We start from the raw sequence: 19,361 nt of genomic DNA on the forward strand, positions 1-19,361 counted from the left end.
GTAAGTAAGTTGCCGGCGAGGGCCAAGTCACATGCCGGATGCCCGAACCGAGTCGGCCCGCCACACTGGCGGGGTGTCTGACGTCAACGCCATCGCCCAGTCCGTGCTCGGCTTCGCCCTGCGCCCCGTCCAGCTCCAGACGGCCGAGGCCGCCGCCGCCGGGCGCGACACCCTGGCCGTGCTGCCCACCGGCAGCGGCAAGAGCGCGATCTATCAGGTCGCCGGGCTGGCCCGGGGCGGCCTGACGGTCGTCGTGTCGCCGCTGGTCGCCCTGCAGCGCGACCAGCTGCGCTCGCTCACCGGCCGGCAGGTCGCGGCCCGCATGGTCAATTCCGGCCTGCGCCACGCCGAACGAGCCGAGGCGCTGCAGGCGATCCGGGACGGGGTGGCCGACTTCGTGCTCCTCGGGCCGGAACAGCTGGCCAACGAGGAGACGCTGGGCGCGATCTCCGGCGGGCGGCGACCGGTGACCCTGATCGCCGTCGACGAGGCCCACCTGATCAGTCAGTGGGGTCACGACTTCCGCCCCGACTACCTGCGGCTGGCCGACGTGGCCGACGCGCTGGGCCGGCCGCCGCTGCTGGCCCTGACCGCGACCGCCGCGCCGCCGGTGCAGGCCGACATCACCCGGCGGCTGCGGATGACCGAGCCGGCGGTGATCGTGGCCGGCTTCGACCGCCCCAACCTGAGCCTGGCGGTGCGCCTGACCCGCCAGGACCTGCCCGAGGCACAGGCGATCGAGGACCGCACAGTCGAGGTGATGCTCGGTCAGGAGACGCCCGCCCTGGTGTACGCCCTGACGCACGCCCACTGTGAGCAACTGACCGAGCGGTTGCGGCTCGACGCGTACAAGGTCGAGGCCTATCACGCCGGGGTGCCCGCGGCCGAGCGCGGGCGCATCCAGGACGCGTTCTTCGCCGGCGAGCTCGACGTCGTCGTGGCGACCAGCGCGTTCGGCATGGGGATCGACAAGCCCGACATCCGTACGGTGGTGCATGCGGGCGTGCCGGGCAGCCTCGACGAGTACTACCAGGAGGTAGGGCGCGCGGGCCGGGACGGCCACCCGGGCGCGGCCGTGCTCGTGCACGACAGCCGGGCCATGCGCATCCCCCGCCTGCTGGCCGCGCGGGCCCGGGTGCCGGCCGGCACGGTGACGGCGGTGGTCGACCAGCTCGAGACCGCCCACGGGCAGGTCGCCCTGGCCGACGTGGCCAAGGCGGCCGGAGTCAGCCACACCGCCGCCCAGCGCGTGGCCGCGGAGCTCATCGAGCAGCACTTCCTGAGCCCCGCCGGCCACGACGAGGTGACGGTGACGACGCCGGTGCCGTCCTCCGCCCGCGATGCCGTGCTGGCCTCGGGCGACCGCCGGCAGACCATCCTGGCCAGCCAGATCGACACGGCCCGGCACTACGCCGAGACCACCCAGTGCCGCCGGGCCGAGCTGCTGGCCTATTTCGGCGAGCACTTCCCGGCCCCGTGCGGCAACTGCGACAACGACGCCGCCGCTCCCCCGCCGGGACCGACGTGGTCACCGGCGACGGGCGACGGCACCCGGGTGACCCACAAATACTGGGGTTCCGGCCTGTTGCTGGCGCGCGACGAGCACGAGCTGTCCGTGCTCTTCGACTCGGTCGGCTACCGCCACCTGACCCCGGCCGTGCTCACCAACGGCCTGCTGACCTTCGATTAGGCGGCGTCGGCCCGCAACAGGGCGGACGCCGCGCCGGGCAGGGACGGGCCGCGGGCCGGGATGGTGTCAGCGCGGGCCGGGTCGGCGCGCCACAGCGAACCGTCGGCGGCGCCCTGAGCCGTGGCCAGCATCGAGACGAACGCCGTACGGATCTGCAGCTCGACCTGATCGGCGGGCAGGTCGGACAGCTCGATCAGCAGCGAGGCGCTGCCCAGGATCCCGTACGCGTTGCGCGCGATCCCCTCGTAGTCGCCACCCGGATAGCGGGAGACGTTGGCCCCGGCCAGGGTCATGGCGTCGTAGTTCCGGACGGCCAGGCGCCGCGCCGCCGTGACCGCCGCGTCCGAGGCCAGCGGGCTGGTCGGCCACAGCAACGAAGCGGTCGTCTCCCGCCCGTCGGGCTGAAGGTAGCGCCCCTGCATGTGGTAGTCGATCACCACGCGCGGGTGGGTGGCCTGCCAGTGGCGCAGCACCGCGCGCGACTCCGGCACGGGGTTGTCCTCGATCGGCGTCAGCGGGTTGTGGAAGCGGTTGATGTCATAGCCGACACCCGGCTCGGTGTAGTCGCCGGACGCGCTCGGGTCGTGGTTGTACCGCTGGTTGCGCACCGCGCCGTCCGGGTTGGCCTGCACCACGACGTCGATCGTCAGCCGGCTGCGCAGCCACCGGTGCCACGCCGTGTCGGGCACGCCGAGCGCCCACAGGGCCCGTACCGCGGCGGGTGTGCCGAGTGGCTCATCGCCGTGCTGCTGAGTCACGTAGAGCAGCCGGGTCGGGCCGTGTCCGATCGTGGCGAGCCGCAACGCCCGCCCCTCGTTGCTACGCCCGATGATGCCCAGCCGCACGCGGCCGTCGCTGGCTTTGGCCACCCGGGCGAGGGCGGTCGCCACCTGGGCCGGGGTGGGCCGCGCCGGGATGAGCGACGCGGGTGCGGACTGCACGGTGGGTGGGACGGCCGCCGGGGGTGCGGCTTGGGCGGAACTCGGGACGGCGATCAGGCCGGCGGCGAGCAGAACGACGAGCTTGCCTCTCACAGGACAACTCCTTAGATCGAGCAAATTCGATGCATTCTCAATCTAAGGGCTGCCCCGGTTTCCCGCACCGCGGCCCGGCTCGGCGCGCGGTCACGTGCCGGCTTGCTCGTCCGTCGTGGGCTCGAGCCTGGGGTCTGCACTCCGCGGGCCGGCCGGAGCCGTGGCCGCGTTTCGGAGAGCCGCGGCGGTGAGCCGGGCGTCGTAACCTGGCCCGACTCCGGGAACGATCAGCGCGTCGCCCTCGATGTGCCGGGTTCGCAGGGGCAGGATCTCCTGGTAGGCGGGCGAGGCATACCAGGCGCGGGCGGCCGCCACGTCCGGGAACTCGAGGATGACGACCGTCCCCGGCCACTGGCCCTCCAGCACCTCGACCTCGGCTCCGTGCACGAGGAACGTGCCGCCGTAGGGGTCCATCGTGTCCTGGATCCGCTCGATGTAGGTGAAGACGTCGTCGTGGGCGGTGGGCGTCCGCAGGTGGGCCAGCGCGTAAGCAGTCATGCCCTCGATCCTGCGGGCCACCCGGACGCCAGTCGATTACCTCGCGGGTAAGCGCCCAGGGTGGGCGGTGATCAGTCAGCGGTCAGGCGGGCCGGGCGGTGGGGATCAGGGCACCGCGGCGGCCGACGGCCCAGACGGCCAGGGCGAACCCGCTGGCGGCCAGGCCGGCGATGCACACGGCGGTCCAGCCGCCGGCCGACCAGAGCACCGTCGCGGCCGCCGAGCCGGCCGCGCCGCCGATGAAGTTGCTGGTGACATAGACGGTGTTCAGGCGGCTGCGGGCGTCGGGCGAGAGGGCGAACAACCGGGTCTGGTTGAGGATGCCGATGGTCTGCGCGGCCGCGTCGAGCAGCACGACGGCGATGACGATGGCCACCACCGAGTGCCGGCCGGCCAGGGCCAGCCCGAAGGACGCCAGCAGCAGCACCCAGGCCACGCCGGTGGCGGGCAGCGACATGCCGCGGTCGTGGAGCCGGCCGGCGCGCTGGGCGGCCAGGGCACCGGCCAGCCCGGCGATGCCGAACAGGCCGATGGCCTGCACCGAGTAACCGTACGGCGGGCTGCTCAACAGGAATGTCAGGGCCGTCCAGAACATGGTGAAGGTGCCGAACGCCGTGGCCGCCAGGACGACCGTCCAGCGGGCGGTCCGCTCCCGGGCCAGCACCTGACCGACGGAGGCGATCAAGGTCCAGTACGGGATCCGCGCCCTCGGCGGCAGCGTGGGCACCCGGCGTGAGAGGACGAGCGCCGAGCCGACCGCGATCAGCGCCGCCAGCACATAGATGGCCCGCCACCCGGCCACCCCGGCGACGAACCCGGCCACCGTACGGGAGATCAGAATGCCGATCAGGATGCCCGAGATGACCGTGCCGACGACGTGACCCCGCTCGCTGTCGTCGGCCAGGTCGCCGGCCAGCGGGGCGAGGATCTGGCCGGACACCGCGGTCACCCCGAGCAGGACCAGCGCGCCGGTCAGCAGGCCCAGCGACGGCGCGACCGCGCACAGCACCGCGGCGCCGGCCGAGCACAGCAGGATGGTCCGCACGAGCTTGCGCCGGTCGACCACGTCACCCAGCGGCACCAGGAACAGGATGCCCGCGGCGTAACCGAGCTGGGTCGCGGTGATCAGCCAGCCGGCCGCGGCCGGGCTCGCGTGCAGGTCGTCGGCGATGAGGTCGAGCAGCGGTTGCGACCAGTAGAGGTTGGCCACGGCCGCGCCCGCGGCCACGGCGAACAGGAACGTGAGCCGACGTGTCATGCTCCAGGCTTATCGCATGATCGTCGCAACCGGCACGGCGGGTGGCGAAAAACGGCCGACGACGACACCGCGCCGCCGGCCGCACTGGGTGATCTTCACACCGGTCAGCCGTAGACCACAGCTACTCGCCCGGCTTCTTGAACTCCTGGTACTCCGCGCCCTCCATGTAGTCGGCGAGGGTGCGGTAGACGACCGGGTTGACGATGCCGTGGGGCATCCGGTCGGTGTGGTTGGCCCAGTCCGGGTTGACCATGTAGCCGGCCACGACCAGGCTGCGCGAGCCGACCACCAGTGACGCCGTCTTGTCGGCGTCGGTGGTGCCGGTCTTGCCGAAGACCGGGTGGTCGATCGTGCGGTGCGCGTTCGGCTCGGTCGCCCCGGCGCAGTTGCCGAGCTGGGCGCGGTCGCCGACCGGGCAGCGGGCCGCGTCGAGCGCCTTGCGGGCCACGTCGGGCGTCGTGACCTGCTTGCAGGACGGCTGGCCGGTCTTCAGCTTCGAGCCGTCGGCCGCGGTGATCTGCTTGATCGGCGTCGGGGAGCAGAATTTGCCGTCGCCGGCCAGGGTGGCGTACGCGTTGGCGATGTCCAGCGGCGTCGAGGTGGTCACGCCCAGGGTGAACGCGCCGAAGTTGTGCGCGGCCTCGGTCGTGTCGACCAGGTCACGCTCCTCCTGGGAGCGGAACTGCATACCGAACCGCTTGGCCACGTCGACGACCTTCTCGGCGCCGACCTGCTCCTGCAGCGGCACGAAATACGTGTTGACCGACTTGCCGAAGCCGGTCCACATGTTGAAGGTGCCCTTCTCGTTGGGCGAGGCGTTGCTCGGGCAGTACAACGTCGTTCCCGGGCAGGCCGCCGGCGAGTCGGCCGCGACCGGGTAGCTCGACCTGTAGGTCGAGCCGGAGGTGATCTGGTGGTCGAGCTCCAGACCGTTCTCGAGCGCGGCGACCATGGTGAACATCTTGAACACCGAGCCGGCCTGGTAGCCGTTGATGTCGCCGCCACCGGTGATGATCGGGTTCGTCGTGTTCGGGTACGTCGCCCGGGCCCCGGCCCTGCGGGCCTGCGGGTTCGAGCTCTTCGGGTTCGTGCCGTCGTCGAGCTTGAACTTGCGGTTGGCCGCCAGCGTCTTGACGTGGCCGGTGCCCGGCTCGACCCCGGCGATCAGGACGGCGTTCTTCTCGTTGTCGTCGATCTTGCGGGTGATCTCCTTGCGGGCGGCCTTCTGCGCCTTGAGGTCGAGCGACGTGACGATCGTGTAGCCGCCGGTCTTGAGCTGGCGCTCCCGCTCGTACGCGTTGGCCCCGAAATCCTTCTGCTCCATCCACCAGCGGAAGACGTAGTCGCAGAAGAAGCCCCAGTTGTTGACCGCCACCGAGGTGCAGCCGTTGCCGGGCCGGTTGGCCGTGCGGGCCAGCTTGGTCTTCTTGGCGTTCTCACCCTCAGCCTTGGTGATCTGCCCCAGGCCGACCATGTTGTCGATGACGTAGTTGCGCCGCTCGAGTGCCTGCGGGTAACCGGTCTTGGTGGTCGGGTCGAAGCCCGAGGGGGCCTTGACCATGCCGGCCAGCAGCGCGGCCTCGGCGATCGTCAGGTTCTTGGGCGACTTCTTGAAGTAGACCTGGCTGCCGGCGTAGATGCCGTACGCGCCGTTGCCGTAGGGCGCCAGGTTGAGGTAGCGCCGCAGGATCTCCTTCTTGTTCAGGTCCTTCTCGACCTGCAGCGCGTACTTCATCTCGGCGATCTTGCGTTCCGGGCTGTTCTTGGTCGCGTCGATCGCCTCCTGCGGCGTCTTCGCGCCGTAGGCCTGGGCCATCCGCACGTATTGCATGGTCAGCGTCGAGGCGCCCTGCTGCGAGCCGCCCTGGCTGTTGTTGACGAACGCGCGGGCGATGCCCTTCACGTCGACGCCGTTGTGCTCGTAGAACTTGTGGTCCTCGGCGGCGACGATCGCGTTCTGCATGTTCGGCGAGATCTGGCTGATCGGCACGTCACTGCGGAACTCGTCGTAGAGCACGGCGATCTGCGTCTTGCCGTCGCCGGCGAAGATGCGGGTCACCTGCGGGGCCGACTGCTCGACGATCGTGCTCGGCATGGCCGCGAACGTCTCCGCGCCGGCCTTGGCGACGAGGCCACCCAGCGCCACCGCCGGGAACGAGGCGGCCGAGACGACCACCGCCGTCAACAGGCCGCACATCAGCAACAGCCCGGCTTTGCTGACGATCGATCGCCCCTTCATCCGGTCACCCACAGTCACGGATCTCCAGACCACCTTTTCTTACCGAAGACTCTTTGGCCCTTACAGCGACTCGGCAGCGTACGCCACCGATGCACGAACCGCCCGAAGCGTACGTGATCTTGCAGCGCCCCGACCGGGGCCTGCCCTCCCACTCTGACCGGGCCATGTTGCCGATGTCTCAAGGATCACTGTCAGTTCCCTGCGAAACCCGCTCCACCGGCCCACGAGTCGCACATCACAGCCGATCGGGTCACAACACCGCTCGGCGGGCGGTCAGGGCTCATGAGACGCATCGGAGGTCGGCGTGACAGTCATGCAGTTCAGGATCCTGGGCCCGGTGCAGATCCGGTCGGGGCCGGCGGAGCTCGACATCGGTGCCCGCCAGCAACGGCTGGTGCTGGCGTTGCTGCTGGCCCGGGCCGGGTCGACGGTCAGCATGAACGAGCTGGTCGACACCATCTGGGCCGACGATCCCCCGCCCAGCGCGGTCAACGTCGTGCACCGCCGCATCGGGACGCTGCGCCGCCTGGTCGAGCCGGACCTGCCCCGCCGCGCCACCGGGCAGTATCTCGTCCGGCAGCCACCCGGCCTTTGTCGCTCTCGAGGCCGAGCGGTCGCACGCCGCTCGCGACGCCGCCGACACCGCGCTGCGGTCCGGGCTGGTGCGGACGGTCATCCCGGTGCTGCGGAACGCGGCGAGCCTGGACCCGCTGGACGAGGCTTTGCAGGCCCGGCTGCTGCTGGCCCTGGCCGCCGACGGGCGCCAGGCCGAGGCCTTCGACCTGTTCCGCACCGTCCGCCGGCGGCTCGGCGACGAGCTCGGCATCGATCCCGGCCCCGAGCTGCTCGACGCCCACGACCGCCTGCTCCACCAGCGCGTCCCGGCGGCGGGCCGGGCGATCCCGCGGTGGCGGTCCCGCCGGGCCGTCCGGTCCAGGCCGCGCAACCGGCGGTGACGTGCGGCAAACTGAGTCATGCGCCATTACTCCGTCCAGCTGGAAGCCTCGACCGTGGCTGTCTACGGGCACTACGGGCGCCCGCTGATCGTGTTCCCGACCGAGAAGGGCAACGCGTGGGAGTGGAACGACAACGGCATGGTCGGCACGATCGAGCCGCTGATCGAGGCCGGGCGGGTCAAGCTGTACTGCGTCGACTCGTTCGACGAGGGGACCTGGTCGGCTCACCACCTGCCCCTGGAGGAGCGGGCCCGGCGGCACGGCGCCTACGAGACGTGGATCCTCGAGAGCGTGGTGCCGCACGTCCGCGACGACAGCGGTGACGACGTGGAGATCGGCACGATCGGGTGCTCGCTGGGGGCGTACCACGCTCTGAACCTCGCCTTCCGGCGAGCGGACCTGTTCCCGCTGGCGATGTGCTTCTCAGGCAACTACGACCCGGGCACGTGGAACGGGTGGGGTGAGCGGGGCGACGCCGTCTACTTCAACAACCCGATGGAATACGTGGCCAACCTGCAGGGCGACCACCTGGAGTGGCTGCGCGAGCGCCTGTCGATCCTGCTGGTCTGCGGTCAGGGCCAGTGGGAGGACACCACCGGCGCGCTGCCGTCGACGCCGCGGATGGCCGACCTGCTGGCCGCCAAGGGCATCCGGCACGAACTCGACCTGTGGGGCCCGGACACCCCGCACGACTGGCCGTCGTGGCGCGCCCAGCTGGCTGAGCACCTCCCCCGCTTCTGCTGATGGCCGACCCCGATCGCCGCGTCCTGCGAGGCCTGTGGACACGGCATAGGTTGAGGACATGCAATACACACGTCTCGGTAGCTCAGGTCTCAAGGTCAGCCGGATCGCGCTGGGGTGCATGAGCTTCGGCGAGCCCGATCGCGGCACCAACCAGTGGTCGCTCGGCGACGACGCGGCCGAGCCGCTCTTCCGGCAGGCGGTCGAGCTGGGCATCACGTTCTGGGACACGGCCAACGGCTACAGCGCCGGCAGCTCGGAGGAGATCGTCGGGCGGGCCGTGCGCAAATACACCGACCGCGACTCGATCGTGCTGGCCAGCAAGGTGTTCTTCCCGATGCACGACGGCCCGGGCGGGTCGGGCCTGTCCCGCAAGGCGATCCTGGAGAACATCGACGCGTCGCTGGCCCGGCTCGGCACCGATTACCTCGACCTCTACCAGATCCACCGGTTCGACCCCGAGACGCCGGTCGAGGAGACGATGGAGGCGCTGCACGACGTGGTGCGGGCGGGCAAGGTCCGATACCTCGGCGCCTCGTCGATGTGGGCCTGGCAGTTCGCGAAACTCCAGCACGCGGCCGACCTCGGCGGCTGGACCCGCTTCGTGTCGATGCAGAACCAGTACAGCCTGCTCCAGCGCGAGGAGGAGCGCGAGATGTTCGGCCTGCTGGCCGATCAGGGCGTCGGGTCGATCCCGTGGAGCCCGCTGGCCAAGGGACGGCTGGCCCGCCCGTGGGACGAGCGGAGCACCCAGCGCGCCAAGTCCGATCCGCTGCACGCCCGTTACGAGGGCGACGAGAACCGGCCGATCGTGGACGCCGTCCGCCGGGTCGCCGAGGCCCGGGGCGTGCCGATGGCCCAGGTGGCGCTGGCCTGGGTGCTGCACAACCCGGTGGTCGACGCGCCGATCGTCGGCCCGACCAAGGCTCACCATCTGACCGACGCGGCGGCCGCACTGGAGCTCGAACTGACGGACGACGAGGTGGCGGAGCTGGAGGAGCACTACACGCCGCGCCTCCCGTCCGGTTTCTGACGGGCCTCCCCGTCGGCGTGACCCGGGCACGGCGATCGGTCAGGTGCCCGCATCCACGAGCCGAGCCGGACCTGGACGCCGCGTACGCAGACGTCCCGCCAACGACCCCACCCCGCCCGACCAGGGGGCGGGCCGACACTATCGCTTTTTCCGGTGGTGCCTCGGGTTGTCCACATTGCCGCGTTGTCCACAGGCGGGGCGGTGCGGCCGAGCGAAGGTGGGCGCGGATCCGCTATTCCTGCACGTAGCGAAGAACCTCGTCGACCAGGCGGGCGGTTGCTTCGTCACGCAGGGAGTAGAGGGTGCGCCGGCCTTGGCGGCGGCGCTGGACAAGGCGGGAGTCGAGGAGATGGCGCAGGTGGTGGGAGACGGCCGTCGGGTGCGCGGGGATGGCCGCGGCCAGCATGGAAGGTGTGGTCTCCCCCGCCCGCAGGATCACGAGGATCTGCAACCGGTGTTCATAGGCCATGCCGCGCAGCGCGTCCGCCGCCTTGGCCAGAGCGGCCGCACTGATCACCACACCGGGGCCGTCGGTGGAGGGCACGGGCTCATCACGGGTGGGACGGCTGATGGGCTCGGTGGTCATGTGGCGGCGGCGAGGGGTGGGCGGCGGCGCGCGGGAAGCTTGCGGGCTCCGACGGCCAGATACGAGACGGCCAGGATTGCGGTCGCGGCCAGGGAGATCGAAGCTCCGGCGGCCACGTTCCAGCGGCTCGAGATCCACAGGCCGGCCAGGCCGCTTCCGACGGCGAAGGCCACCGACAACGGCGTGATGATCAGCAAACGGTCGGACCAGAGCCTGGCCGCCGCCGCGGGGGCGACGATCAGCGACACGGCCAGGATCGTGCCTACCGCGGGGACCATCGTGACCACGACGACTTCGATGGTCAGCAGCAGCACAAGGTCCCACCGGGCGGCCGGCACCCCGGCCGCCTCGGCACCGGCCCGGTCGAAGCCGATCAGGTGCAGCGGGCGGGCGCTGACCAGCAGCACGATCGCGACGACGGCCAGGGCCACGGCGGTGGTGACGAGATCCTGCGGGCCGACCGTGAGGATCGAGCCCACGAGGAACGATGACAGGTCCCGGCTGAAACCGCTCTGCGTGGCGACCAGGGCGGCGCCGAGTGCGAAGCCCGCGGACAGCAGCACGCCGGTGGCGGCCGAGGCGTCCTGGCCGCGGCGGCGGGTCAGGGCCGCGACGCCCAGCGCCACGATGCCGCCCGCCACGACGCCGCCGAGCAGGATGTTGACGCCGATGATCGAGGCGGCCACGACGCCGGGAAATGTCGCGTGGGTCAGGGCCATCGTGAAGAAGGACAGCCGCCGCAGCACGACCTGCACCCCGACCAGGCCGGCCAGCGCGCCCGCCAGCACCACCTCGGCGGTCGCCCGGTGCAGGGCGTCGTCCCACCAGTTCACGAGCGGAGCTCCTGTCGATCAGAACGGCCGCGAGGCGACGGCGCCGGCAGCGGGGACGGGGGCGGGGACGGCTCGAGGACGGGTCTCGGCGTGGGGGTCAGCACCTCGTGAGCCACGTGCCTCTCCCAGGGGGTGGCCCGCCGGCGGCGGAGGTGACGCACCGGGATCAGCAGGAGGTAGGCAGCCACGAGCAACAGCACCACCGATGAGGCGGAGGTCAGTGCGACGCCGTAGTGCAGGGAGGCGGTCCAGCTGGCGAGCAGACCGGCGTAACCGGCGCCGGCCACCAGGACCGTTCCGGCGACCGCCATGACGGCGAGGCGATCGGTGATCATCCGGGCGGCGGCCGCCGGGATGATCAGGAGGGCGACGACCAGGATCGTGCCGACCGCGCGGACGGCGGCGACCACGACCAGGGCGACGATCAGGTTGAGCCACAGGTCGAGCCATCCGATGCGAAAGCCGGCCGCGGCGGCGCCGGCTGGGTCGAACGCCCGGAAGAGCAGTGCGCGGGCGCCGACGGCGAGCGCGATCAAGACCACGGCGGCGAGCGCCGCCGTCTCGGCTATCTGCCTGGGCGTCACGGTGAGAAGGCGGCCGAACAGGAATGTCGTCAGATCGGAGGTGTACGAGGAACGGCGCGACACGAGCACGACGCCGATCGAGAACATCGCGGTCAGCAGGACGGCGGTGGCCGCGTCGTCGGACACCCGGCCGCCGGCGGTCAGCAGGGTCAGCGCGACCGCGGTGACGATCGCGGCGACGAGGGCGCCGGCGAAGAGCTGGCCGGCCAGGAACCCGACCACGACGCCGGGGAAGACGGTGTGGGTGAGCGCGTCGGAGGTGAAAGACAGGCGGCGCACGAAGACGAAGACGCTGACCGGGCCGCAGATCAAAGCCAGCAACGCGATCTCAGCCAGCGCGCGGGCCATGAACGGCACCGCGAACGGCTCGGTGAACAGCGCGGTGAACGGCTCAGTGAACAGCGCGGCGAGCGACTCGGTGAACGGCGCGGCGAACGGCAACGCCGGCGGCACCGCGAGCGCCGTGGTCAGGGGCTCGATCATGGCTCCACCAGCATCGTGCTGCCGTCCGGGAGGTCGACGGCGTGGCCTCCGTACGCCTCGCGCAGCCGGGAAGCCGTCAGCGTCGCGCTCGGCGCGCCCACCGCCCACTGGCGGCCGTTGATCAGGCACACCAGGTCGGCCAGCTCGCGGGCGACGGTCAGATCGTGGGTGCTGAGCACTAGTGCCGTGCCGGCCGCGGCCAGTTCGCGCAGTACCCGGATGATGGCTTCCTGGCTGACCGCGTCGACGCCGTTGAAGGGCTCGTCGAGCAGCAGCAGCCGGGGTTCGGCGGCGATCGCCCGCGCCAGCAGCACCCGCTGGCGCTGGCCGCCCGACAGGGTGCCGAACCGGTGGGCGGCCCGATCAGCCAGGCCGACCAGCTCGAGCGCCTCGGCCACCGCGCGACGGTCGGCGGCGCGCGCGGGCCGCCACCACCCGATGCTGCGGTAGCGGCCCATCATCACCACCTGGCGCACACTGACCGGGAAGTCGGCGTCCAGCGTGTCGATCTGGGGCACGTAGCCGGCCCGGCCGCGCGCCGCCGCCGGGTGCCGGCCGAGGACCGTCGCCGAACCTGCGAGCACCGGGACGAGCCCCAGCACCGACTTGATCAGGGTGGATTTGCCGGCGCCGTTCGGGCCGACCAGGATCAGGCGCTGCCCCGGCTCCAGCTCGAGGTCGACGTGGGTGAGCACCGGCGTCCGGTCGTAACCGACGCTCACCCCGGCATAACGCAGCGCGGCCACCTCAGCCGGCCAGCGCCGACACGATGACCTCGGTGTTGTGCCGCTCGGCGCCCAGATAGGTGCCCTCCGGCGTACCCGGGGCGCCCAGGCTGTCGCCGAAGAGCGCGTCCTCGCCGCCGACGACCTTCACCCCGGCCTGCTGAGCGATCGCCTCGGCGCTCCTGGGGGGCAGCGAGCTCTCGGTGAAGATCGCCTTGGTGCCGGTCGCCTTGATCTTCGCGACGAGGCCGGTGAGCTGCCGGGCCGAGAGCTCGGCCGACGTGTCGAGGCTGGGGATCACCGAGCCGACGAACTCCAGCCGGTAACGGTCGACGTAATACCCGAACGCGTCATGATTCGTGACCAATTTGCGATCGGTCGCGGGCAGTTTCGCGAACGCGGCCTCGGTCGAGGCATCGAGCTCGTCCAATTCCGAGCCGTACGCGGTGAGGTTCTTGGCGAAGACGCCGGCGCGAGCCGGATCGGCCGCCGCGAGCCCCTTTTCGATGTTCGCCACCATGATTCTGGCGTTCTTCGGGTTGTGCCAGATGTGCGGATCGTGCTCGTGTTCCTCACCGTCCTCGGCCGCATGCGCATCCTCTTCGGAGGAATGACCCCCCTCGCGCAAGGAGACTCCGGCGCTGGAATCCACGACGGTCCCGGCGAATCCGGACGCCTCGATCGTGCGGTCGAGCCATTCCTCCAGCCCGACCCCGTTCTTGACGACGATTTTGGCCCGGCTGATCGCCTGGATGTCGGCCGGCGTCGGCTCGAAGTCGTGGGGATCGACATTGGGCTTGATGAGCTGCGTGACAGCCACGCCGGAACCGCCGACGTTACGGACGAAATCGGCCACCTCGGGGGTGGTGGCGACCACAGCGAGCGGCTGCCCGCCCGGCGCGGCTGCCGCCTGACCCGCTGTTTCGCCACCCGAGCCACAGCCGGCGAGAACCGTGGTGGCTGCGGCCAGGGCCGCGATCACAAAGGTGCGTTTCATGGAATTCTGCTCCCATCACTGATGAGGCAGAACGATAATCGTTTTCAATAAGTATCGTCCAATAGCGAGATGACGATAAGTGCACCTGATTTGTCAGTGTCGGCTTCCTGCCTGCCATCGCGGCGCCCGCTACCTACCGTGACGGCAACCGGATACCGGCCGTATCGGATCGACGGACGCAGCCCGCTCGAGGCACCCGTCGCGACACCGTGCCGGCTTTCTCGCATCTCGTTACGGGGAGAAGTGACCCATGCCGCGTCTCGGACACGGACGAATCATCACTCAGAACGACCTCGCCGCCGCCGAACAGGGTCTGGCCGAGGTTGCCACCGGCAGCGCCGCGGCGTTCGCGTTGTTCAGGCAGGTCGAGGGCCACAGCTTCGACTTCCTGTTCCCGGGCCTGCAGGACGACGAGGCGAACCTGCTGCCGCAGACCGCCAACACGCCGGCCCAGCTCAAGGATCTCGGCAACGCCATGGTCGACACGGACGTGGCCGGGGAGGACAGCAACATCCCGGCCGCGTACACGTATTTCGGGCAGTTCGTCGACCACGACATCACGCTCGAGATCCAGCAGGGCCAGGGCTCGGCGACGATGGCCCAGTTGCTCGACCCGACGATGACCCCGCTGACCGTGGCGGCCATCCGCAACGCGCTGCTCAACCAGCGCACGCCCACCCTCGACCTGGACAGCGTCTATGGTCTGCCGGCCCCGCACGACCCGGCCGACGGCAACAAGATGCTGGTCGGCAAGGTCACCTCGAGAGGTCTGCCCAACCGCCCGGTCAAGCGCCCGGACAGCAAGGCCGGCGACGACTTCCACGATCTGCCGCGCGAGGCCCCCAACCCGGGCAACATCGAGCACGACAAGGCGGCCGTCATCGGCGACCCCCGCAACGACGAGAACACCATCATCGGCCAGCTGCACGTCGCGTTCCTGCGGGCGCACAACGCGCTCGTCGACCAGGGGCTGTCCTTCGTCGAGGCCCGCCGGGTGCTGCGCCAGCACTACCAGTACGTCGTGGTGCACGACTTCCTCAAGCGGGTGGCCGACCCGGCCGTGGTCGATGACATCGTGGCCCACGGCAACCGGTGGTTCGACCCGCTGTCGGAGCCGTCGTTCATGCCGCTGGAGTTCTCGGTGGCCGGCTACCGCTTCGGCCACTCGATGGTGCGCGCCGCCTACAACTTCAACGAGAACTTCAATCTCAACGGCGGCATCCCGGCCACCCTGAAGCTGCTGTTCACCTTCACCGCGCTCAGCGACGGCCTCGGCGGCGACGACAACCCCACGCTGCCCGAGAACTGGATCATCGAGTGGGAGAACATCATCGGGGACGACGCGTCGGTCGGGCTCGCCCGCCGGCTCGACCCGAGTCTCGCCGCGTTCAAGAACAACAAGTTCGAGTCCCTGTTCGCCCTGCAGGATCTGACCGGGCAACCGGAACAGCCCGACCTGGCCGCCCGGCTGGCCGTGCGCAACCTGCTGCGCGGTTACCGGCTGCGCCTGCCGACCGGCCAGGCCATCGCCGAGCACATCGGCGCCCAGGTGCTGACCAAGGACGAGATGCTCGCCGCGGGCGGTGAGGACCAGCGTCTGGCGCTCGAGGCGGGCGGGTTCCAATTCCGTACGCCGCTCTGGTACTACGTCCTGGCCGAGGCCAAGGTGCTGGGCGGCGGCAACCACCTGGGCCCGGTCGGCAGCACGCTCATCGCCGAGGTCCTGATCGGCCTGGTGCGCCGCAGCGCCGACTCGATCCTGACCCAGCCGGGCTGGGCGCCGTCGCTGCCGTCGGCCCAGCCCGGCCGGTTCGAGCTGGCCGACATCCTGCGGCTGGCCAAAGTGCTGCCCGGCGCCGTCACCCCGGCGACGTATACGGTCCAGGCCGGCGACACCCTGTTCGGGATCGCCGAAGCCAAGCTGGGCAACGGCAACCGCTGGCCGCAGATCTACGCGCTCAACCAGGCCGTGATCCGCGATCCGGACCGCATCTTCGCGGGGCAGGTCTTCGTGCTGCCGCCGAAGGAGCCGGTCGGCGACATCCCGCGCCTGCACACCGTCAAGAGCGGCGACACCCTCACCAGCATCGCCCGGGCCACGCTGGGCGACGGTGACCGCTGGCCCGAGATCTTCACCCTGAACCAGGCCATCCTGACCAACCCCGACCGCATCATCCCCGGCCAGGTGCTGATCCTGCCGGCCAGCTGACCCTCCACCGTCGACGGACCAGGCCGGAACTCGGTCTGGTCCGCATCTTTTGCCCGGTCGTACAAAAGTTGTGGTTGAAACATCGAAAGCTCTGGACCTCCCGGCAGAAGTACCCCAGGATATTCACAACGTTGTATTGAGCTGGTAACCGGGGAGCGCGGATGAAGCGTGTGATAGTGGCCGGGGTACTTTTAGGAACGTTTGCGGCGGCACCGGCCTACGCGGCCGAACCGCCGCCGCAGGAGCCGGGAGTCACGCTCCGGACCTACGACATCGGGCAGTCGATGAACCGGGTCTGCGAGCTCAAGCCCGGTCAGACGCCCAATGTGGACAAGTTGATGCCCACCGTGGACTGGTCGACCACCGAGCAGTTCGGGCTGGGCGACAACTTCGTCACCCAGGCCATCGCCAACCTCACGGCACCGGCCGACGGGGCGTACACGTTCCGGCTGACCAGCGACGACGGCTCGAAGCTCTACGTCGGTGACACGCTGGTCGTGGACCACGACGGGCTGCACGACGTCGAACCACCCAAGGACGGCACGATCGACCTGACCGCGGGAGTGCATCCGCTGCGGGTCGAGCACTTCGACAAGGACGGCGGGCAGCGGCTGACCCTCTCCTGGCGGCCGCCCGGCACAAGCGAATTCGCGGTGGTGCCGACGAGCGCCCTGAGCACCGACGCGGGCGTGGTGCGGGTGACTGCGCCGGGCACCAAAGAATGCGTGGCCGGCACGGACACCCCGGGCGACGGGCTGCCGCTCACCGCGGTCAACCCCGGCTACCAGCTGACCGACCTGCGACCGCCGGGCTTCGAGCCGCAGATCACCGGGATCGCCTGGCGGCCCGACGGCAAAATGGTGATCAGCACGTGGGGCGGCTCCGACACGGTGGCCGGCGAGGTCTACCTGGTCGACGGGGTCACCAAGGCGACCGGGCCGGGCGGGGTCACGTACAAGAAGATCGCCGGCAATCTCAAGGAACCGATGGGCATCGCGGTGGTCGACGGCCTGGTCTACGTGTCCCAGAAACACGAACTGACCGAGCTGCGCGACACCGACCGCGACGACGTGCTCGACACCCGGCGCACGGTGGCGACCTGGCCGTTCGGCGGGAACTTCCACGAATTCGCGTTCGGGCTGCTCTACAAGGGCGGCAACTTCTACGTGAACCTGTCGGTGTCGATCAACCTGGGCGGCGCGACCACCGACCCGCAGCCGGTCGGCAACCGCGGCACGCACATCGTCGTCAACCGTAAAAGCGGGAAGGTGACGACGGTCGCGGGCGGCCTGCGCACCCCCAACGGGCTGGGCTGGGGCAACAACGGCGACCTCTACATCACCGACAACCAAGGTGGTTGGCTGCCGTCGTCCAAGCTGCTCAAGGTGGAAGAGGGCGCGTTCTACAACCACTACACCAACCCGGACGGCCCGTTCGACAGCCGGCCGGTGACCCGGCCGGTGCTGTGGCTGCCGCAGAACCAGATCGCCAACTCCCCCAGCACGCCGGTGATGCTCAAATCGGGGCCGTACAAAGGGCAGCTGGTCATCGGTGACGTGACCTACGGCGGACTGCAGCGGGCGGCGCTGGAAACAGTGCACGGGCAGGAACAAGGGGCGGTGTTCCGGCACACGCAAGGCCTTGAGGCAGGGGTCAACCGGGTGTCGCTCGGGCCGGACGGGTCGCTCTATCTGGGCGGGCTGGGAGCGGACGGCAACTGGGGACAAGAGGGCAAGCTGCGCTTCGGGCTGCAGAAGCTCACCCCGAACGGGAAGAACGTCTTCGACATGAAGACGATGAAGGCGACCGCGACCGGGTTCACAATCGAGTACACGAAGGCGTTGTCGGACGAGACGATCGCGAAACTGCCCACGGCGTACGCGGTGGAGCAGTGGCGGTACGTGCCGACCCCGCAGTACGGCGGGCCCGAGGTCGACCGCGAGACGCTGCCGGTGACGGCGGCCAAGGTGTCGGGCGACCGTAAGACGGTGACGCTGACGGTGGCGGGGCTGCGACGCGATCGGGTGGTGCATCTGCGGTCGCCGCGGCCGTTCGGCGCCAAGGACGGCGAGACACTGTGGAGCACCGAAGCCTGGTACACGATGAACGAGGTGCCGGGGGCGCGTACGCAAGAAGTGTTCTACGAGGCTGAGGAAGGCAACCGCGAAGGCGGGGCGGCACTGGCGACGGACCACCGGGGATACTCGGGAATCGGGTTCGTGGCGGGGCTCGGGTCGCTGAACGCGTCGACCACCTCGCACGTGACGGTGGACAAGGCGGGCGACTATCAGGTCGGGGTGCGCTACTCGAACGGGCCGAATCCGTTCAGCGGCACCAAGACGGTGAGTGTGTACGTCAATGGCAAAAAGGTGAAGCAAGTCTCGTTGCCGTCGACGGTCACGTGGGAAGAATGGGCGACGGTCACCGAGACGTTGAAGCTCAAGAAGGGCGTGAACGCGGTCCAATACCGGGTGGACGCGACGGACAGCGGGCACGTGAACCTCGACCTGATCAGCGTGCGCAAGCCGGCCAAGCGGATCACGCTGTTCGACGGGAACGGGCTGGACAACTGGCTGCACACCGATGGGCGGCGGGCGCAGTGGCCGGCGGTGGACGGTGGAGCGGTCGAAGTGTGTTGCGGGGATCTCCGGACCAAGGAAGCGTTCGGGGATTACAAGCTGCACGTGGAGTTCAAAGTGCCGCTGCTGCCGCCCGAGGTGACCGGTCAGAACCGGGGTAACAGTGGGGTGTATCAGCAGGAGCGGTACGAGATTCAGATCCTTGACTCGTACGGGGATACGACTCTGGACAACAACGAGGCGGGGTCGATCTACACGATCAAGGCGCCGGATGTGAACGCGGCTACGGCGCCGGAGACGTGGCAGAAGTACGACATCACCTTCCGGGCTGCTCGGTATGACGAGGCTGGGGTCAAGACCGCGAACGCTCGGGTTTCCCTGGTCTGGAACGGGCGGACCGTTCAGAACGATGTCGAGATTCCTCAAGGGACCGGGGGGAACATTCCTGAGGGGCCGGCCACCGGGGCTATTCGGTTGCAGGATCATGGGAACAAGGTCCAGTACCGGAACATCTGGATCGAGCCGGTTTAACTGATGTCCGGCCCCGGTGGTTCTGGCTGCCGGGGTCGGATTCGGGTTGCGGGTTGGGCTTTCTTGCGGTTGGACGGTTGGGGCCGAGGGTGGCCACGCTGGGCTGTGGAGCGTTTTATGCCCTGCGTGGCCACCCTCGGCCCCAACCTTGCATGGGGATCGGTGACGGCCAGGGGGAGGGTCACTCGCTGGTGGCTGCGGGGCTGAGCTGGGTGGTCCCCTGACGGGTGGGGGTCTGGCTGCCGCGCTGTGGACGAAGCTGAGGGGGCTGGTCTCGCAGGCCGGGCTTGGTGGTGGGGGGCGGGAACTTAACAATGCCGGTTGCTTCCGCCTTCGGCGTACGTCGTCGGCGCGCGTGGGCCTGCTGGGGCTGGAGCTGCATCGG

General features: G+C 69.9%; 15 protein-coding genes and 1 pseudogene. 7 read left to right on the top strand and 9 right to left on the bottom strand.

All coding sequences use genetic code 11. From position 1 onward, the window contains the following. Positions 1-73: 73 nt before the first annotated feature. Positions 74-1,690, top strand: a complete 1,617-nt coding sequence (locus NAG42_RS16615; protein ID WP_250031193.1) for a RecQ family ATP-dependent DNA helicase — start codon at positions 74-76, stop codon at positions 1,688-1,690. On the opposite strand, the gene NAG42_RS16620 is transcribed toward NAG42_RS16615, so the two are convergent. From NAG42_RS16620 to NAG42_RS16635, 4 genes are all read right to left on the bottom strand, one after another. Next, positions 1,687-2,724, bottom strand: coding sequence for a M14 family zinc carboxypeptidase (locus tag NAG42_RS16620; protein WP_250031194.1), 1,038 nt, complete (start codon positions 2,722-2,724; stop codon positions 1,687-1,689). The two genes, NAG42_RS16615 and NAG42_RS16620, sit on opposite strands and share 4 nt — an antisense overlap. A 90-nt stretch (positions 2,725-2,814) precedes the next feature. After that, positions 2,815-3,222 (bottom strand): DUF1330 domain-containing protein, encoded by a 408-nt coding sequence (locus tag NAG42_RS16625; RefSeq protein ID WP_250031195.1) that lies wholly within the window; start codon positions 3,220-3,222, stop codon positions 2,815-2,817. 82 nt (positions 3,223-3,304) lie between these two features. Further along, positions 3,305-4,480 (bottom strand): MFS transporter, encoded by a 1,176-nt coding sequence (locus NAG42_RS16630; protein WP_250031196.1) that lies wholly within the window; start codon positions 4,478-4,480, stop codon positions 3,305-3,307. 121 nt (positions 4,481-4,601) lie between these two features. Beyond that, positions 4,602-6,719: a transglycosylase domain-containing protein gene (locus NAG42_RS16635; RefSeq protein ID WP_250031197.1), complete on the bottom strand. Its 2,118-nt coding sequence runs from the start codon at positions 6,717-6,719 to the stop codon at positions 4,602-4,604. Positions 6,720-7,155: 436 nt separating this feature from the next. Between NAG42_RS16635 and NAG42_RS16640 the strand changes: the two are divergent. The 4 genes and pseudogenes from NAG42_RS16640 to NAG42_RS16655 all read left to right on the top strand — a co-directional run. After that, positions 7,156-7,200 (top strand): annotated as a pseudogene (locus NAG42_RS16640) (hypothetical protein); the annotation flags it as partial. Positions 7,201-7,285: 85 nt separating this feature from the next. Beyond that, positions 7,286-7,675: an AfsR/SARP family transcriptional regulator gene (locus NAG42_RS16645; protein ID WP_250031450.1), complete on the top strand. Its 390-nt coding sequence runs from the start codon at positions 7,286-7,288 to the stop codon at positions 7,673-7,675. An 18-nt stretch (positions 7,676-7,693) separates the two neighbouring features. Then, complete coding sequence (locus NAG42_RS16650) at positions 7,694-8,419, top strand: esterase family protein (RefSeq protein ID WP_250031198.1); 726 nt, start codon at positions 7,694-7,696, stop codon at positions 8,417-8,419. A 58-nt stretch (positions 8,420-8,477) separates the two neighbouring features. Then, positions 8,478-9,449 carry an aldo/keto reductase gene (locus tag NAG42_RS16655; RefSeq protein ID WP_250031199.1) on the top strand — a complete coding sequence of 324 codons (972 nt, stop codon included), beginning with the start codon at positions 8,478-8,480 and terminating at the stop codon, positions 9,447-9,449. 232 nt (positions 9,450-9,681) lie between these two features. Here NAG42_RS16655 and NAG42_RS16660 read toward each other — a convergent pair whose 3' ends face one another. Genes NAG42_RS16660 through NAG42_RS16680 form a run of 5 tightly spaced genes read right to left on the bottom strand, consistent with a single transcriptional unit; the run spans position 9,682 to position 13,657 of the window. Continuing rightward, a complete protein-coding gene (locus tag NAG42_RS16660) occupies positions 9,682-9,993 on the bottom strand; it encodes an ArsR/SmtB family transcription factor (RefSeq protein ID WP_250031200.1) in 312 nt (103 codons plus the stop codon). A gap of 38 nt (positions 9,994-10,031) precedes the next feature. After that, positions 10,032-10,868, bottom strand: coding sequence for a metal ABC transporter permease (locus tag NAG42_RS16665; protein ID WP_250031201.1), 837 nt, complete (start codon positions 10,866-10,868; stop codon positions 10,032-10,034). Continuing rightward, entirely contained in the window at positions 10,865-11,935 is a 1,071-nt protein-coding gene (locus NAG42_RS16670) for a metal ABC transporter permease (RefSeq protein ID WP_250031202.1), read from the bottom strand. Before NAG42_RS16670 ends, NAG42_RS16665 begins: the two co-directional genes overlap by 4 nt. After that, positions 11,932-12,657 carry a metal ABC transporter ATP-binding protein gene (locus NAG42_RS16675; RefSeq protein ID WP_250031203.1) on the bottom strand — a complete coding sequence of 242 codons (726 nt, stop codon included), beginning with the start codon at positions 12,655-12,657 and terminating at the stop codon, positions 11,932-11,934. Before NAG42_RS16675 ends, NAG42_RS16670 begins: the two co-directional genes overlap by 4 nt. A gap of 25 nt (positions 12,658-12,682) precedes the next feature. Beyond that, positions 12,683-13,657, bottom strand: coding sequence for a metal ABC transporter substrate-binding protein (locus tag NAG42_RS16680; protein ID WP_250031204.1), 975 nt, complete (start codon positions 13,655-13,657; stop codon positions 12,683-12,685). Positions 13,658-13,907: 250 nt separating this feature from the next. On the opposite strand from NAG42_RS16680, the gene NAG42_RS16685 reads away from it, so the two are divergent. Together NAG42_RS16685 and NAG42_RS16690 are read left to right on the top strand one after the other, a co-directional pair. Next, the gene (locus NAG42_RS16685) at positions 13,908-15,866 is read left to right on the top strand and encodes a LysM peptidoglycan-binding domain-containing protein (protein ID WP_250031205.1); all 1,959 of its coding nucleotides are present in this window, start codon (positions 13,908-13,910) and stop codon (positions 15,864-15,866) included. A gap of 161 nt (positions 15,867-16,027) precedes the next feature. Continuing rightward, on the top strand, positions 16,028-18,976 hold the full coding sequence (locus NAG42_RS16690) for a 3-keto-alpha-glucoside-1,2-lyase-like domain-containing protein (protein WP_250031206.1): 2,949 nt from the start codon (positions 16,028-16,030) through the stop codon (positions 18,974-18,976). The last annotated feature ends 385 nt before the right edge of the window (positions 18,977-19,361 follow it).

It is taken from the genome of Paractinoplanes maris (assembly GCF_023544465.1).
Lineage (GTDB): Bacteria > Actinomycetota > Actinomycetes > Mycobacteriales > Micromonosporaceae > Actinoplanes > Actinoplanes maris.